Source organism: Plesiomonas sp. ISS29, from assembly GCF_056522795.1.
The window spans coordinates 178,776-194,515 of the sequence record NZ_JAWRZQ010000001.1; the positions used below are offsets into that span (position 1 = coordinate 178,776).

The 15,740-nt window shown below is 50.1% G+C and carries 14 protein-coding genes; 3 read left to right on the forward strand and 11 right to left on the reverse strand.

All coding sequences use genetic code 11. The features are described from left to right. Positions 1 to 7 precede the first annotated feature (7 nt). The gene (cysQ, locus tag AC1HDJ_RS00750; RefSeq protein WP_479536450.1) at positions 8 to 763 is read left to right on the forward strand and encodes a 3'(2'),5'-bisphosphate nucleotidase CysQ; all 756 of its coding nucleotides are present in this window, start codon (positions 8 to 10) and stop codon (positions 761 to 763) included. Between the two features lie 183 nt (positions 764 to 946). Here the strand turns inward: cysQ and AC1HDJ_RS00755 are convergent, their stop codons facing one another. The 8 genes from AC1HDJ_RS00755 to dusA form a co-directional block, all read right to left on the reverse strand. Beyond that, positions 947 to 1,867 carry a TIGR03899 family protein gene (locus tag AC1HDJ_RS00755; RefSeq protein ID WP_479536452.1) on the reverse strand — a complete coding sequence of 307 codons (921 nt, stop codon included), beginning with the start codon at positions 1,865 to 1,867 and terminating at the stop codon, positions 947 to 949. Positions 1,868 to 2,448: 581 nt separating this feature from the next. Then, positions 2,449 to 3,192 (reverse strand): phosphoadenylyl-sulfate reductase, encoded by a 744-nt coding sequence (locus AC1HDJ_RS00760; protein ID WP_479537174.1) that lies wholly within the window; start codon positions 3,190 to 3,192, stop codon positions 2,449 to 2,451. A gap of 113 nt (positions 3,193 to 3,305) precedes the next feature. Next, positions 3,306 to 4,991 (reverse strand): assimilatory sulfite reductase (NADPH) hemoprotein subunit, encoded by a 1,686-nt coding sequence (cysI, locus tag AC1HDJ_RS00765; protein WP_479536454.1) that lies wholly within the window; start codon positions 4,989 to 4,991, stop codon positions 3,306 to 3,308. Continuing rightward, complete coding sequence (cysJ, locus tag AC1HDJ_RS00770) at positions 4,991 to 6,832, reverse strand: NADPH-dependent assimilatory sulfite reductase flavoprotein subunit (RefSeq protein ID WP_479537176.1); 1,842 nt, start codon at positions 6,830 to 6,832, stop codon at positions 4,991 to 4,993. Before cysJ ends, cysI begins: the two co-directional genes overlap by 1 nt. Before the next feature lie 151 nt (positions 6,833 to 6,983). Next, the gene (locus AC1HDJ_RS00775) at positions 6,984 to 7,604 is read right to left on the reverse strand and encodes a TIGR04219 family outer membrane beta-barrel protein (protein ID WP_479536456.1); all 621 of its coding nucleotides are present in this window, start codon (positions 7,602 to 7,604) and stop codon (positions 6,984 to 6,986) included. 119 nt (positions 7,605 to 7,723) lie between these two features. Further along, entirely contained in the window at positions 7,724 to 8,218 is a 495-nt protein-coding gene (locus AC1HDJ_RS00780) for a copper chaperone PCu(A)C (protein ID WP_479536458.1), read from the reverse strand. A 175-nt stretch (positions 8,219 to 8,393) separates the two neighbouring features. Continuing rightward, a complete protein-coding gene (gene pspG / locus AC1HDJ_RS00785) occupies positions 8,394 to 8,615 on the reverse strand; it encodes an envelope stress response protein PspG (protein ID WP_479536460.1) in 222 nt (73 codons plus the stop codon). Positions 8,616 to 8,792: 177 nt separating this feature from the next. Then, entirely contained in the window at positions 8,793 to 9,770 is a 978-nt protein-coding gene (gene dusA, locus AC1HDJ_RS00790) for a tRNA dihydrouridine(20/20a) synthase DusA (RefSeq protein ID WP_479537178.1), read from the reverse strand. 115 nt (positions 9,771 to 9,885) lie between these two features. Between dusA and zur the strand changes: the two genes are divergently transcribed. Further along, positions 9,886 to 10,344, forward strand: coding sequence for a zinc uptake transcriptional repressor Zur (zur, locus tag AC1HDJ_RS00795; RefSeq protein ID WP_479536462.1), 459 nt, complete (start codon positions 9,886 to 9,888; stop codon positions 10,342 to 10,344). Between the two features lie 81 nt (positions 10,345 to 10,425). Here zur and pgi read toward each other — a convergent pair whose 3' ends face one another. Next, positions 10,426 to 12,075, reverse strand: coding sequence for a glucose-6-phosphate isomerase (gene pgi / locus AC1HDJ_RS00800; protein ID WP_479536464.1), 1,650 nt, complete (start codon positions 12,073 to 12,075; stop codon positions 10,426 to 10,428). Positions 12,076 to 12,302: 227 nt separating this feature from the next. Between pgi and AC1HDJ_RS00805 the strand changes: the two genes are divergently transcribed. Next, on the forward strand, positions 12,303 to 12,995 hold the full coding sequence (locus tag AC1HDJ_RS00805; protein WP_479536466.1) for an MOSC domain-containing protein: 693 nt from the start codon (positions 12,303 to 12,305) through the stop codon (positions 12,993 to 12,995). 163 nt (positions 12,996 to 13,158) lie between these two features. On the opposite strand, the gene alr is transcribed toward AC1HDJ_RS00805, so the two are convergent. Together alr and dnaB are read right to left on the reverse strand one after the other, a co-directional pair. Further along, complete coding sequence (gene alr, locus AC1HDJ_RS00810; protein WP_479536468.1) at positions 13,159 to 14,241, reverse strand: alanine racemase; 1,083 nt, start codon at positions 14,239 to 14,241, stop codon at positions 13,159 to 13,161. A 10-nt stretch (positions 14,242 to 14,251) separates the two neighbouring features. Continuing rightward, entirely contained in the window at positions 14,252 to 15,652 is a 1,401-nt protein-coding gene (dnaB, locus tag AC1HDJ_RS00815; RefSeq protein ID WP_479537945.1) for a replicative DNA helicase, read from the reverse strand. Positions 15,653 to 15,740 lie beyond the last annotated feature (88 nt).

The following is a 15,740-nucleotide window of genomic DNA, read 5'->3' on the forward strand; positions in this document are numbered from 1 at the left end:
TACACCTATGTTGCAGGCGTTAGAGAAGATCGCACGCGAAGCGGGAGCCGCCATCATGTCGGCCTATCAACGTGAAGTGACAATCGTACATAAAGCCGATGAGTCACCGTTGACCGAAGCCGATCTGGCTGCACATCACATTATTGTGAACGGGCTGACATCACTCACCGCAGGTATCCCGGTGTTATCGGAAGAGGCCGCTGCACTACCGTGGGAAACCCGCCGCCACTGGACACGATTCTGGCTGGTAGACCCGCTTGACGGCACAAAAGAGTTTATCAAGCGTAACGGTGAGTTTACCGTCAACATCGCGCTAATTGAACAGGGTGTTCCTATCATGGCTGTAGTATACGCCCCTGCACAAGATAAGCTCTATCTGGCCGAGGGTGGCAAGGCATGGCGTATTCATAACGGTCAGCGTGATAGCCTGCAAGTGCAGCAAGCGATGCCTCCAGTAGTGATTGCCAGCCGTTCACACCAAGACCCGCAGCTTAATCGCTATCTCAATGAACTTGGGCCGCACACATTGATGGCGGTCGGATCATCGCTCAAGTTTTGTTTAGTGGCCGAAGGCAGCGCCCAGCTCTATCCGCGCTTTGGTCGTACTATGGCGTGGGATACCGCTGCCGGACACTGCATTGCCCAAGCGGCAGGTGCCATCATTGAAACGCTCGATAACCAGCCTTTGCGTTATAACCAGAGCGAAGATCTGGCCAATCCAGCCTTTATGGTTAGAGTGCCTTGGCAGCGAGGTTGCTGCTAGAGGTTACTGCTAACGGTGCAAACATCACCAAACACATCTGGCGATAGCAGCACAAATATAGCGAAACCAACCTAAATGATACTGACTAGGTAACTTAAAAAGTAGCTTAAATAAGTGACTCAAACGCAACCACGAAAACTCCGCACTCTGTTGCGGAGTTTTTATTACTGCAGTTTATGGCATTCAGGCAGATGCAGTAATGGCTGTCTGACGTACAGACACCGCAACATGTGCACCAAACAACGCGCTGAGCAACTGCACATATTCGGGCAACACATTGCCGGTAAGCAGTTGCGACAACTCCTCACCCACCGGGCTAAACCGGTAGTAGGTTAAGCGGTGTCCAGCTTCTGCGGCAGTCAGGCTAAGATCTGCGCCGGAAAAGTGCAGGTGAAACGGTTTTCCGGCGATTAAGCTGCCCGACTCCAGCTCCCCGCCCAACAGTAGCCCCAGCTCTTGCAGCAACAGCAACGCACTGTAAGGCAGTTTAAATGTGCCCAGATTGAGCTGCTCAGGCAACGCCGCGCGAAAAAGTGCCTTAAGACCATTTTTTGCCGGCCGTAAACCGGTGATTATTCGCTTAGAGGCGCTGTCACTACTAAAACTGCATGACACTGCACAAGCACGCTGAAACAGCCGGGCTTCACGTTGCGTCATATCACGCAAGGTGCGCAGCGCTTTGATTGAAAAGCTACCCGGCTGCACAATTTCCTGTGCCAGAATTCGCCCCCACAACCGCTGCATGGCGCTACCGCGCGTCTCTTGTGCCAACTGTAAAAAGCTGCTGATCCAGTCAGGATCGGCCTCCACAGCCAACGTATCCTGACACAGGCTTGCGCCGATCCGCATAATGCTCTCTAAGTTTGCCTGCCGATCACGCTGCTCTTGCTGCAAGCGCTGCTGTAATCGCTGGGTCAGTGTCAGCGTCTGTTGCGGGTAGATTTTTCCGTCAATATGCCGTGCGGTAGCAATATCAATCGCTCGTTTACGGGCGCTAATCAGGCGCGGATTGGCGCTGTGGATCTCTTCTGTCGCTTTCGCATCAAAGGGTATGCTTCCGGCATCTAAATCATCACTGTCTATTTTTTGATCAGCCCGCGGCATTCCCTGCACTCCTTAAAAAAGCAACCCTGATGAGGATTGCAAAATCGAAAAATTAAACATATTGTTAACTTAATAATTACATGATGGAGGTAAAAAAATGCATATAATCATTAAAAAGCATATATGGGATTTTTTTATCGCCATTGGATATATATGTTCACTGCTATTTTTAGCGCAATATCTGGCAAGATAACGGGCAAAATGACGGCGCTGCCTGCTTGCTGTATCGGCTGAAATGTATTTTTGTAGAGTGATAAACCTATCTCTGCAATTAAATTAAATAGCGCTGTACGTAGCAACCACCATCAAAAATAGGCTAATTCAATATAGACCAGTCAAACAAAAAAATAAAAACAGAGAAAAGAGCCAAAATAAAGGAAAAGGAAAAGGAAAAGGAAAAGGAAAAGGAAAAGGAAAAGGAAAATCAGTGTGTGAATAGAAAAATAGACTGTAAATAAAAAACGATAAAAAAACAGCCGCTAGGGAAAATTTGCCCACAGTGCGCTATTTTCCCTGTTAATACGGCTATTCAATATCACTTAAAACAACACCTAATCTGCGATTAACCCAGTAGGTAATAGTCAGATACCGGAACCTTGATTTTCAGGTTCTTCATGCAAACCACACTCACGTTTCAAGCCAAAAAAACGGGTCTGCTCTTCGCTCATGCCCGGTTCCCATTTCTGAGTAGTATGAGTATCGCCCACCGATAGATAACCTTGCTCACGCAACGGATGATAAGGCAGTTGATGCTCGGTAAGGTACTGATAAATTTGGCGATCACTCCAATCAACAATTGGTAAAAACTTAAATACTCCGCGTTGTACCGCTAAAACCGGCAATGCAGCACGACTGTCTGACTGGCTGTGGCGTAAACCAGAAAACCAAGTTTGCGCTCCCAAACTTTGTAGCGCCCGCTGCATCGGCTCAACTTTATTGAGCTGGTTATATTGAGTTATCCCTTCAACGCCTTGCTCCCACAAACGGCCATAACGCGCCTCTTGCCATGCAGGAGAATGCTCGGCACGAAAGATCTGTAGATTGAGCTGTAGACGCTCGGTGAGCTCATCAATAAAACGGTAGGTTTCGGCAAACAGATAGCCGGTATCAGTCAGAATAACGGGGATCTGCGGTTGCTGAACACTCAGCAAATGCAGACAGACGGCGGCCTGAATACCAAAGCTTGATGAGAGCACATGCTGCGCGGGAAGTTGGGTGAGCGCCCATGTCACCCGTTGCACTGCACTGAGGCTTTGCAATACCTGATTAATCGGCGCTAATTGCTGTTGCTGTGCGGCTTTATCCAGCGTCAGTAGCTCTGACAGCGCAGGTACGCGCAGCGCCGTGGCCGCCAGCGGCAGCGATGAAGAACCCGATGATAAAGAGACCATAATAACCTCAAAGAATACCGCCAACCGGCGGTATCCGGTAGTCAGACTCAGTGGTAAAAATCACGTGCCGGATCTGTCACCGCACGAACAATGCCGCTGCGCAGGGTAAAATCACCAAACGGTTCATTATCAAGGCGTTCGGCTGACCAACGGCCAATCAGCTGATCTAGCTCGCTGAGAATTTCCGCTTCGCTGATGTTTTCACGATACAGCCGCGGAATGCGCTCACCAGTCAGGCTACCGCCCAGATGCAGGTTATAACGGCCAAGTGCTTTGCCCACCAACCCAACCTCTGCCAGCATAGCGCGGCCACACCCGTTCGGGCAGCCTGTTACACGTAAAATCAGGTGTTCATTGGCCAATTGATGCTTTTGCAATAACTGTTCAACATCTGTCACCAAGCCGGGCAAATAACGCTCGGCTTCGGCCATGGCCAATGGGCAGGTTGGCAGTGATACACAGGCCATGGAGTTTTGTCGCAGAGCACTGACGCCATCAGTCAGCAAGCCGTGCTGACGCGCCAACTTTTCAATCTGGGCTTTTTGCTCTAGTGGAACACCGGCAATGATCAGGTTTTGGTTGGCGGTTAAGCGAAAATCACCGCTATGCTGTTGTGCGATTTCCCGTAAGCCGGTTTTCAGTGTTTGTTCGGCCGTATCAATGATACGCCCGTTTTCAATGAACAAGGTGAGATGCCATTTACCATCAATGCCTTCAACCCAGCCAAACCGGTCACCTCGGCCAGTAAAGGCATACGGGCGAATCGGGGCAAACGTGACACCCGAGCGGCGCTCGACTTCGGCTTTGAAGGTATCAACCCCGATACGCTCTAGGGTATATTTGGTTTTTGAAGTGCGACGGTTACTCCGATCACCAAAATCGCGCTGTGTCGTCACCACCGCTTCAGCAATTTTAATCGCATCTTCTTTTGCGATATAACCAAATTCAGTGGCGGTACGCGGGAAGGTAGCCTGATCGCCATGAGTCATGCCCAAACCACCACCAACCAGTACGTTAAAACCCACTAGCTGGCCCTGATCGGCTATCGCAACAAAGTTCAGGTCATTAGCATGCAGATCAACATCATTTTGTGGCGGGATCACCACTGTCATTTTGAACTTACGCGGCAGATAGGTCGCGCCATAAATCGGTTCTTGCTCACCACCGGCTACTTTCTCTTCATCCAGCCAAATCTCGGCATAGCCTTTAGCATTCGGCATAAAGTGATCCGAGAGTGTTTTGGCATACTCATATGCCTGCGCATGCAGCACCGACTCTGCCGGATTTGATGTACACATAACATTCCGGTTAACATCACCGGCAGTGAAAATAGAGTCAATCCCGACTTTATCCAACCCCTGAAAAACCGATTTTAAGTTGGGTTTGAGAATGCCGTGATACTGAAATGTCTGCCGTGTAGTCAGGCGGATGCTGCCGTAGAGCGTCAGATCACTGGCATACTGGTCAATGGCCAGCCACTGCGCAGGTGAGACAACACCTCCGGCAATACGGGCGCGAAACAAAAAGTGGTGGCGCGGCTCTAATTTTTGCTCTGCACGCTCGGCGCGAATATCACGATCATCTTGCTGATACAGGCCGTGAAATTTAATCAGCTGAATACTGTCAGCGGAAAAACCGCCAGTCAGGCCGTCGTTAATCTCTTCTGCGATGTTGCCGCGTAAAAAGTTACTCTGACTTTTAATACGCTCATTATCCGATAATTTCTGGCTCATCAATACACATCCCTTTGATAGCGTTTCGTTTGGCGCAGTTCGCTAAGGTACTCATCAGCCTGTTCGGCAGAGTAGTGGCCATGCTGGGCGATAACCTCAAGGAGGGCACGTTGTACATCGTGTGCCATGCGGTTGGCATCACCACAGATATACAGGTGTGCGCCCTGCTGCAACCACTGCCAGAGCTGTGCGCCCTGCTCGCGAATTTTATCCTGCACGTACACTTTGTGCGCCTGATCGCGCGACCATGCCAGCGATATTTGCGTCACTAATCCTGATTTTACCCATTTTTGCCACTCAACCTGATACAAGAAGTCATCGGTAAAATGTGGGTTACCGAAAAATAACCAGTTTTTCCCTTCCGCACCAGAGGCTTCGCGTTGTTGCATAAAGGCACGGAATGGGGCAATACCGGTTCCCGGACCAATCATGACCACCGGCGTTGCAGGATTATCCGGCAGGCGGAAGTTATCATTCGGTTCAACAAACACTCGCAGAGCATCACCCGCTTGCAGACGATCGGCTAGAAAACCTGATGCCCCACCACTACGGGCCTGTGCATTCTCTTCATAGCGCACCACTCCGACTGTCAGGTGCACTTCATCGCCCACCTCTTCCTGTGCTGAGGCAATAGAGTACAGGCGCGGAGTTAAGCGGCGTAACATACCAATGAGTTGTTCGGCACTCAGCGGGCTAGGTGCTTGTTGTAGCATGGCAATGAGTGAGTGCTGCTGAGCATAGTGGCGCAGTGCAGCTTTATCCCCCGTTAAGATTTGTAGGTGCTCTGCGCCGCTAAAACCGGCATAAGCTTCAACCACTGAAGGGGCATTTTGGGTGATCTCATAGTGATGAATCAGAGCTTCACGCAGTGACAAACCAAGGTGGCTATCAACACTGACCGTTTCACTGCCCTGCAAACTGACATACCCGAGCAGCTCATCCACCAGCAAAGGATCATTGCTAAACCAGACACCGAGTGCATCACCAGCCTGATAGGTTAAGCCACTTTCGCCCAGATCAATTTCAATGTGGCGGACATCTTTTTCAGAGTCGCGGCCGGTAATTTTTTGCTGGGCAGCAAGCTGCACGGTGCACGGTGCATCTTTGCTGTAGTGCTGCTGTTTCTTAAGGGGGGATATAGCAACAGCAGACGTCACCGAGGAAGGCTCTGAGGAGGCTACCGCTAACTGTGGCGCAAGCTCAGCCACTAACGCAGCAGACCACTGGCCCACGGCGGCCTGATAATCAACATCGGCATCTACCCGCGCGAGTAAACGCCGAGCGCCCAAATCGGCAAGGCGCGAGTCAAAGTCTTTACCGGTTTGACAGAATTTTTCGTAGGAGGAATCCCCCAAGCCAAAAACGGCAAACTGGGCCGCAGAGAGATCAGGCGCTTTTTTACCGTACAGGAATTTATGCAGCTCAACGGCCTCTTCCGGCGGCTCACCTTCGCCATAGGTGGCGGCAATGACAATCAGGATTTGCACCTGAGCCAAACTTTTTAATTTTACATCTGCCGCTTTCAGGTAGTTTACCTGCCAGCCTTCGGTTTGCAGCGTATCACGCAAGCTTTCAGCCACGCGTTTGGCATTGCCGGTTTGTGAGGCAGAGATCAGGGTGATTACGGGTGCCAGAGACTGAGTGACCGTGCTGATAGCGGGTGTCTGGCTGCCAAGAGATGTGGTCAGTGTTGCGGTGCTGGCCTGATGACTCAGTGCCCAAAAATAGCCAGATAACCATGCCAGTTGTTGTACGGAGGGGTCACCCAGAGTCTGCTGTAAGCCGCTTAGCTGCGCGGCACTGATTGGCACAGAGGCCGCCAGTAAATCCTTGGCACTCATCATCACGACATTCCTTATGCTAGAGATGTGGCTAGATTACCTACAGTTCTAAATCAAGATAAAGAATGGATAGCAATGTTTAATAACTGAAAGAAATAAGAACGGGCACCGCAGTGCCCGTTGGGGGAGATAATCGAACAGATTGGATCAATTAGAAACCGAACGACAACCCGCCGTACCAGCCGTTGGTGTTCATGTCACTGGCATTGTTGTTATTTTCGTTGAAGTCCATTTTCGCCCACTGATAACCGGCTTTCAGGTTCAGTGCGCCGGCACGCCATGCCAGACCCAGTTGGCCATCGTAGCCCCATGTGTTGTCATAGAGTGGCATGTTCAGCTCTGCGGTAATCGACAACGGAGTGCTTGGAATACGCAGTTCACCGGCGGAATAAGCCAAGAACATCCCTTGCTCAACACTGTGATTACTCACGGTGTTGGTCTGTTGCCGCCAGCCAGCGCCCAGATCGATGTTGATCAGGCCGTTATCTAGCAGCTGGTAGTAGCCAATCATATCCCACTTTTCTTGTTCGATAACCTGACCGTTAGAGCTGCCATCCAGATTCTGGTAGCGGATCATAGCGTTCGGCAACAATGGGATCGGGTGCTCAAGTTGCAGACCGATACGGTAACCGCTGGCATTGTTATCACTAAAACCATGGCCTGCATCGAGTGTTGTACCGGCCAGAAACTCTGTACTTCCTTTAATTGATAACGCATCGGCCATCGCCGGAGACGCAGCAAACAAAACTAACAGCGCTAAGCTCTTTTTCATTATTAATATCCTTTACACAATCATCTAGTAACACTATCACCTGATCCCGCCCTGAAAGAAAAAACACAGCAGACGCTGTGTTGATTGCCAAAGCACCCGAACGGGAACATTCCAAAAAATTAATGCTGATGCTGTTTTGCAGGCGATACAGTTTTCGCCACCGCATCAATCTTGATCTGCTGGCCGTTATCAAACGTCAGCGTCAACGGCACAGTTGTGCCTTCAGGCAGTGCCTGATGCAAATTCAGCAACATAATGTGCAGACCACCTGGCTGTAAGATCACAGTGCCTTTGGCAGGAATCGCAATCTTTGCAACAGCTTGCATGCTCATCACCCCTTGCGCATTAGTGCTGCTTTGATGCATTTCTGTTTTATCGGCCAGTGGTGAGCTAACCGATACCAACTGCTGCTCATCACTTTCCGGATTAAATAAGGTCAGAAAGACGGCCGAGACACTCGCATTGGCAACGGTGGCTCGCGCGTATGGCTGAGCCGCCACAACTGCGGCCTGTACAGCGCTACTCAACAGGCTACTCAATAGTAAGCTGCTAAACAGCACACAACGACAGAATGCACCACCTAGTCGTAACAAGGAGAAAAGCCCTTTTTGCATGATGATATCCTTATCAGTAAGGGTAACAGCCGATAAATCAGGCGCTAACGATACCGATAAACCACCGAATCTTCTAGCGGGTAAAACGGCTAAATTCACGGTAATTTGAATAAATTCCGTACAAAGACAGCCTAATCACAAAAAAATATCTTCGAAAATGCGGTAACAAATAGATTTATCGCAGGTGACGGCGGCCATAATCGGTCTTGGTGCGGATAAACCAGACCACGATAACCGCCACAATCAGCCACGGTAATACTTTAAATGCGACCGCGAGCATACCGGCCAGTAGCATGAGTACAAAACCGGCGACCAGTGCGGCAATCGCACCGAGTAGCGATAATCCGGTCATCAGCAGCACAGCAAAAAAGCCTAAAACAAAAAACAGTTCCAACATGGCTGTATTCCCTTTGATTCAGGCCACTTGCCTGTAAGTTTGGTCAACCTAATGGCTAACGCGATGCTCAAAAATAGCACAAAATCCGAGCGGGGATTATCATAAGCCAATCACCGTATCGGTTCATGCTGCTTTTTACTGAGTTGCTGCTGACGACTCACGGCTAAGTCGGCCAGATTATCCGCGCTGCACCATGTTCAGTGCTGCCTGTAAGACTTCAATGCCCGCACCGGCTTTATGGGCATTTTCACTTAAATGCCGACGCCACTGGCGTGCGCCCGGGATACCCTGAAAAATGCCCAGCATATGTCGGGTGATATGGCCAAGGTATGTGCCCTGACTGAGTTCGCGCTCGATATACGGGTACATCGCCTCAACGGCGGCAATGCCATCAACTACCGGTGCATTAGAGTCAAACAGCTGCTGATCAACCTGTGTCAGCAGTGTCGGGTTTTGATAGGCTTCGCGCCCGACCATCACGCCATCGAGATGTGCAAGGTGGATTTTTGCCTCATCGAGCGTTTTAATTCCGCCGTTAATGGCAATGGTTAGCTGCGGAAAATCACGCTTGAGCTGATAGACACGCTCATAATCCAGTGGTGGGATCTCGCGGTTCTCTTTGGGGCTCAGGCCCGACAACCACGCTTTACGGGCGTGTACAATAAAGGTATCGCACTCGCCTTTTCCAGCCACAGTCTGAATAAAATCGACCAAAAATGGGTAGCTATCTTGATCATCAATTCCGATTCGGGTTTTCACAGTCACCGGAATGGAAACGACATCGCGCATGGCTTTGATGCTATCGGCAACCAGTGTGGCATTCCCCATCAGGCACGCGCCAAACATGCCGTTTTGTACGCGATCTGACGGGCAGCCCACGTTGAGGTTGATCTCATCATAACCGCGCTGTTCGGCCAGTTTCGCGCACTGCGCCAGATCAGCCGGGTTGCTGCCGCCAAGTTGTAATGCCAACGGATGCTCTTCATCGTTATAGGCCAGATAATCGCCTTTTCCATGAATGATCGCACCGGTAGTCACCATTTCAGTGTACAGCAGGGTTTGGCGTGTTAGTTGGCGGTGGAAATGGCGACAGTGGCGGTCGGTCCAGTCGAGCATCGGGGCAACAGAAAAACGTTGGCTTGGGTATTGGGTCATGCTGATCTCCTCATCGGGCGCGCATTCTAACAAACCCGCACCACTTTTCGCTATTTTTTGACCACTCATGCTAAACTCACGGCCTGAAAAGGCTCTTACTCTGCAGAATTTTGGCATGAATCAGCAAGCACTCCAGCGTTTACTTCAAAAAGCACAGATCTTATGCGAGCAGCGCGGCGTACGCCTGACAGCGCAACGTCAACAGGTGTTGCGTTTACTGGCAGAACATGCCGGTGCAATTAGCGCATATGATCTGCTCGATAAATTACGGCACAGCGAACCACAGGCAAAACCCCCAACGGTATATCGGGCGCTCGATTTTCTGCTAGAGCAGGGCTTTGTGCATAAGGTGGAATCGGTCAACAGTTTTGTACTGTGCAGCGGTTTTGAAGAGCATGTGCATCACACACAGCTTTTTATTTGTGATCAGTGCGGTTGTGTTAATGAGTGCCGTACCGAAGCTATCGATCACACGCTAGCGACGGTAGCTGCCGAGATTGGCTTTACCATTAAGCACCGGATTGTTGAGGTACACGGCACGTGTGCCTCGTGCTCTGCATCCCCCGTAAAGTAATATTTTTTAAAAAAAACGGGGCGTTATCGACGCCCCGAGGTCTGTTTTTACGCGGTTTAACACGTTAACAGCAAGGGCTAATTACTGACGCCACTGTTTAAAGCTGTTGATCAGGCCATTAGTTGAGCTGTCATGGCTTTGCACTGCTCGGCTATCTTGCAACTCAGGCAGAATGCGGTTTGCCAGTTGTTTACCCAGCTCTACGCCCCACTGATCAAAACTGAAAATATTCAGCATTGCGCCCTGTGCAAAGATTTTGTGCTCATATAAAGCAATCAGTGCGCCCAGACTGTACGGGGTGATTTCACGCAGTAAGATGGAGTTGGTCGGGCGGTTGCCTTCAAACACTTTGAACGGAACGATATGCTCAACCTCTGCAGCCGTTTTACCGGCCAAGACAAACTCCTCTTCCACTTCGGCGGCGGTTTTACCAAACGCCAGTGCTTCAGTTTGAGCAAAGAAATTCGACATCAATTTTGCATGATGATCGCCCAGCGGGTTATGGCTGTTGGCCGGTGCGATAAAGTCGCACGGGATCAGTTTTGTTCCCTGATGGATCAGCTGATAAAACGCATGCTGACCGTTGGTGCCCGGTTCACCCCAGATAATCGGGCCGGTCTGGTAGTTCACCGGATCACCGTTACGATCCACCGATTTACCATTCGATTCCATATTTCCCTGCTGGAAATAGGCGGCAAAACGGTGCATGTATTGGTCATACGGTAAAATGGCTTCGGTTTCAGCGCCGAAGAAGTTGTTGTACCACAAGCCAATCAGCGCCAGCAGAACCGGTAGGTTGTGCGACAGTTCGGTTTCAGCAAAGTGGCGGTCCATGGCGTGAGCACCGGACAGCAATTGCTCGAAATTATCAAAGCCAACCGACAGGGCAATTGACAGACCAATGGCTGACCAGAGTGAATAGCGCCCACCAACCCAATCCCAAAACTCAAACATATTGGCTGTATCAATACCGAATGCCGCAACTGCGCTGGCATTGGTTGATAACGCGGCAAAGTGTTTGGCAACATGCGCCTGATCACCTGCTGCGGCCAAGAACCATGCACGTGCAGAGAGCGCGTTGGTCATGGTTTCCTGTGTAGTGAAGGTTTTTGAGGCCACCAAAAAGAGTGTGGTTTCAGGGTTGAGGGTTTTGAGTGTTTCAGCAATATGCGTGCCGTCAACGTTAGAGACAAAATGCATATTCAGGTGGTTTTTATACGCTTTCAGCGCTTCGGTAACCATGTAAGGGCCAAGATCCGAACCGCCGATCCCGATATTTACCACATCAGTAATCGCTTTTCCGGTATAGCCTTCCCACTCACCGCCAATCACGCGATCACAAAATGCTTTCATTTTGGCCAGCACGGCGTTGACTTCCGGCATGACATCTCGGCCATCAACCATAATCGGGGTATTGCTGCGGTTGCGCAGTGCAATATGCAGTACCGCACGATCTTCGGTACGGTTAATTTTTTCGCCGCTGAACATTGATTTGATGGATGCAGGCAGATCAGTTTGTTCTGCCAATGCAAAAAGATGCGTCATAGTTGATTGATTAATCAAGTTTTTCGAATAATCTAACAAAAATTGATCTTCAAATTCAGCAGAATACGCGGTAAAACGATCCGCCTGATCGGCGAAAAGATCGCGCAGATGGGTATGACGCATGGTTTGATAGTGCTGTTCTAGCTGTTGCCAGGCCGCCGTTTGGGTCGGATTAATATTCTTCATTCTCATGTGTTCCTATAAATTGATCTGTTTTTAGAAAGCAGTTTTAAATTAAATAACTTAATTAAAGAACAGATTAGGGTTTTCAGGCACCAAATCAGTGCAAAGAAACCTTGTTTTACGGAAGTTTACTACTCTGAGCGTAATCAATAACGACAATGCCACCATAGAGAGATTAAGATCACAGTTTTAATGCTCTCTTCCTTTTAAATCAAGCAGACGAGGAAATCATGAACAGCAGTGAAATGCGCATTTTCCACGGGGCATGTAGTACACAGCTGCATGGTATTCACAGTGCCATCTACAAAAATGAGAGTAACAACGCGCTTTTTTTGAGTGAGCTGGGTTTTGAAGGCGATCAACAAGCCGATACCCGCTACCACGGTGGTACTGAACGCGCACTGCACTACTATCCGGCGGAACACTACGAGTACTGGAAGAGTATTTACCCTGATAATCCCAATTTTGTCCGCGGTGCGTTTGGTGAGAATCTGTCAGGATTTGGGCTGACCGAAGAGAATTGCCATGTCGGTGATCTGTTTCAGTTAGGCGAAGCGGTTGTACAAATCAGCCAGCCGCGCTCGCCCTGCTATAAACTAAACGTGCGTTTTGACGTTGAAAATCTGGCGATGACCATGCAAAACAGTGGCCGTACCGGCTGGTTGTTGCGGGTATTACAGGCAGGTACGGTAAAACCGGATGATACGTTAACACTACTAACCCACGGTGACTGCCCGCTCTCGGTCTATCACATGAACCATATCTTCTATACTGAACCCCTCAACCATGTCGGGCTTGTTGCAATGAATGACTGCCAGCAACTTTCGGTCAGCTGGAAAAATCAGGTGCAGGCGCGTTTGCACAGCGGCATGGTGGAAGACTGGAATAAGCGTCTGTACGGTAAAGCGCTGTGGGCTGAATAATGGTGAGCTGAATAGTCATTGTGAACACAATTGTGGTACACAGAATGTAACTTGAACCTGCTCTTTTGTATGCAGGCAATCATGACTTTACGCAGTCTGCCGATTGCCTGTCGTACAGTGTTATTAAACGGCACAAACGCTATGCCGTTGGCGCAATAATCGGTTAATCACCAACATACTGCATCTGCACCCGAGGGGTGAGTTTGGTCACCAGCTCATAAGCGATTGTTCCGGTATATTGCGCAACTTGCTCACACGGCAAACCTTCGCCCCATAAAATGGCCTCATCGCCGACTTTATCTTGCGTTTCCGGCCCTAGATCAACGGTGACCATATCCATAGATACCCGCCCGACCAGCGGAACAATACGGCCGTTAATCAGCACAGGCGTACCGGTTGCAGCATCACGCGGATAGCCGTCACCATAACCTATCGCCACCACGCCCAAGCGGGTGTCACGCTCACTCACCCAGCAGCCACCATAACCTACCGCTTCACCGGCCTTATGCTCACGTACAGCGATCAGGCTCGATTTCAGCGTCATCGCTGGGCGCAGCCCGTAGCAATCGGCAAACGAGTCATTAAACGGTGAGATACCGTATATAATAATGCCCGGGCGCACCCAGTCTCGGTGTGATTGCGGCCATAACAAAATACCGCCGGATGCGGCGATAGACTGCGCCCCCGGTTTGGTTGCCACAATCGAATCAAAACAGGCCAACTGATCGCGTGTTGTGCTCACTTCTGGCTCATCAGCACGGCTGAAATGGCTCATAAAGCGCACCGGCTGCACCACATTACGGCAAGTCTGCAAGCGCTGATAAAACGCCTCTGCATGCTCGGGGCGTACACCTAAACGGTGCATGCCGGTATCGAGTTTCATCCAGACCGTAATGGGCCTATCCAATACCGCCTGCTCAAGGGCTTCTAATTGCTCGATACTGTGTACTACGGTATCAATATTATTGGCGACCAGTACCGGTAAATCTTCGGCAGAGAAGAACCCTTCCAGCATAAGAATCGGTTTTACAATACCGCCGGAGCGTAAGGCCAGTGCCTCTTCAATGCGCGCGACCCCAAAACAATCGGCCTGTTCTTTGAGTGTGTGCGCTACTTCCACCAAACCATGACCGTAGCCATTGGCTTTAACGACGACGATAATCCGGCTGTCTGGTGCAAAATCCTTAACCCGTTGCAGATTATGTCGCAACGCGATGCGATCAATCACTGCGGTCGCTGCTTTCACGTGTTTGTCCTTAATACTCATCGTCATATGCGGGGCCGGCATAGTTATCAAACCGAGACCACTGTCCTTGGAACGCCAAGCGCACCGAACCTATCGGGCCGTTACGCTGCTTACCGATAATGATCTCGGCAACGCCTTTCTGATCACTATTTTCGTGATATACCTCATCACGATAAATAAACATAATCAAGTCAGCATCTTGCTCGATAGAGCCGGATTCACGCAAATCGGAGTTCACCGGCCGCTTATCGGCACGCTGCTCTAGGCTTCGGTTCAACTGCGACAACGCCACCACCGGCACTTGCAGCTCTTTGGCCAACGCTTTGAGTGAACGCGAGATCTCGGCAATTTCCAGTGTCCGGTTGTCAGACAGTGCCGGAACACGCATCAGTTGCAGGTAGTCGACCATGATCATACTCAGGCCGCCATGCTCACGGAAAATCCGTCGTGCACGGGCGCGCAGTTCGGTCGGTGTTAGCGCAGACGAGTCATCAATGTACATGTTGCGCTTTTCTAGCAACAAGCCCATGGTACTTGAGATCCGCGCCCAATCCTCATCATCGAGCTGACCGGTACGAATGCGGGTTTGATCAACACGGGAAAGTGAAGCCAGAATACGCATCATGATCTGTTCAGCCGGCATCTCAAGGCTGAAAATCAGTACCGGTTTATCCTGCATCATCGCCGCATTTTCACACAGGTTCATCGCGAAGGTGGTTTTACCCATAGATGGGCGCGCCGCCACGATAATCAGATCAGATGACTGCAAGCCGGCCGTTTTTTTATCCAAATCACCAAAACCGGTCGAGACACCGGTAACGCCATCGTGTGGGCGTTGATACAGCTGCTCAATACGCGAGACAGTATCTTCCAAAATGGTCTCGATACTTTTCGGGCCTTCATCTTTGCTGACCCGATTTTCGGCAATCTGGAAGACTTTAGATTCAGCCAGATCGAGTAAATCTTCACTGTTACGGCCCTGCGGATCGTAACCGGCATCGGCAATTTCATGCGCTACCGAAATCATGTCGCGTACCACCGCGCGCTCGCGCACTATCTCGGCATAAGCTGAGATATTGGCCGCGCTGGGGGTATTTTTCGATAATTCAGCTAAATAGGCAAAGCCACCAACATCATCCAAAATACCTTTTACTTCAAGAGATTCAGAGAGAGTAATCAGGTCAATCGGCTTACTGCGCTCTAATAAGCGGTGCATCTCTTCAAAAATCAGACGGTGCGGACGGCTGTAAAAATCACGGGCTACCACTTTTTCGGCCACGTTATCCCAGCGTTCGTTATCCAGCATTAAGCCGCCGAGAACAAACTGTTCAGCTTCTAATGAGTGTGGCGGCAGTTTAATGCCGTCAACCTGCGCATCTCTGCGTGTGGGTTTGGTTTGTTTAACCGCCATAGACATTCACTGCACTTGAGAGTATCACCCTAACGGATGATAGAAATGAGACTGAGCCGGCAAGTATACCTTGTGGCTACACGAGAGA

What these genes read in the sequence shown, in the direction of transcription:
- zur (WP_479536462.1), top strand. Translation starts at nt 9,886, where the DNA reads ATGAATCAGCAAGCACTCCAGCGTTTACTTCAAAAAGCACAGATCTTA.
- cysQ (WP_479536450.1), top strand. Translation starts at nt 8, where the DNA reads ATGTTGCAGGCGTTAGAGAAGATCGCACGCGAAGCGGGAGCCGCCATC.
- dusA (WP_479537178.1), bottom strand. Translation starts at nt 9,770, where the DNA reads ATGACCCAATACCCAAGCCAACGTTTTTCTGTTGCCCCGATGCTCGAC.
- cysJ (WP_479537176.1), bottom strand. Translation starts at nt 6,832, where the DNA reads ATGAGTGCCAAGGATTTACTGGCGGCCTCTGTGCCAATCAGTGCCGCG.
- dnaB (WP_479537945.1), bottom strand. Translation starts at nt 15,652, where the DNA reads ATGGCGGTTAAACAAACCAAACCCACACGCAGAGATGCGCAGGTTGAC.
- AC1HDJ_RS00755 (WP_479536452.1), bottom strand. Translation starts at nt 1,867, where the DNA reads ATGCCGCGGGCTGATCAAAAAATAGACAGTGATGATTTAGATGCCGGA.
- pgi (WP_479536464.1), bottom strand. Translation starts at nt 12,075, where the DNA reads ATGAAGAATATTAATCCGACCCAAACGGCGGCCTGGCAACAGCTAGAA.
- pspG (WP_479536460.1), bottom strand. Translation starts at nt 8,615, where the DNA reads ATGTTGGAACTGTTTTTTGTTTTAGGCTTTTTTGCTGTGCTGCTGATG.
- AC1HDJ_RS00775 (WP_479536456.1), bottom strand. Translation starts at nt 7,604, where the DNA reads ATGAAAAAGAGCTTAGCGCTGTTAGTTTTGTTTGCTGCGTCTCCGGCG.
- AC1HDJ_RS00780 (WP_479536458.1), bottom strand. Translation starts at nt 8,218, where the DNA reads ATGCAAAAAGGGCTTTTCTCCTTGTTACGACTAGGTGGTGCATTCTGT.
- AC1HDJ_RS00805 (WP_479536466.1), top strand. Translation starts at nt 12,303, where the DNA reads ATGAACAGCAGTGAAATGCGCATTTTCCACGGGGCATGTAGTACACAG.
- cysI (WP_479536454.1), bottom strand. Translation starts at nt 4,991, where the DNA reads ATGAGCCAGAAATTATCGGATAATGAGCGTATTAAAAGTCAGAGTAAC.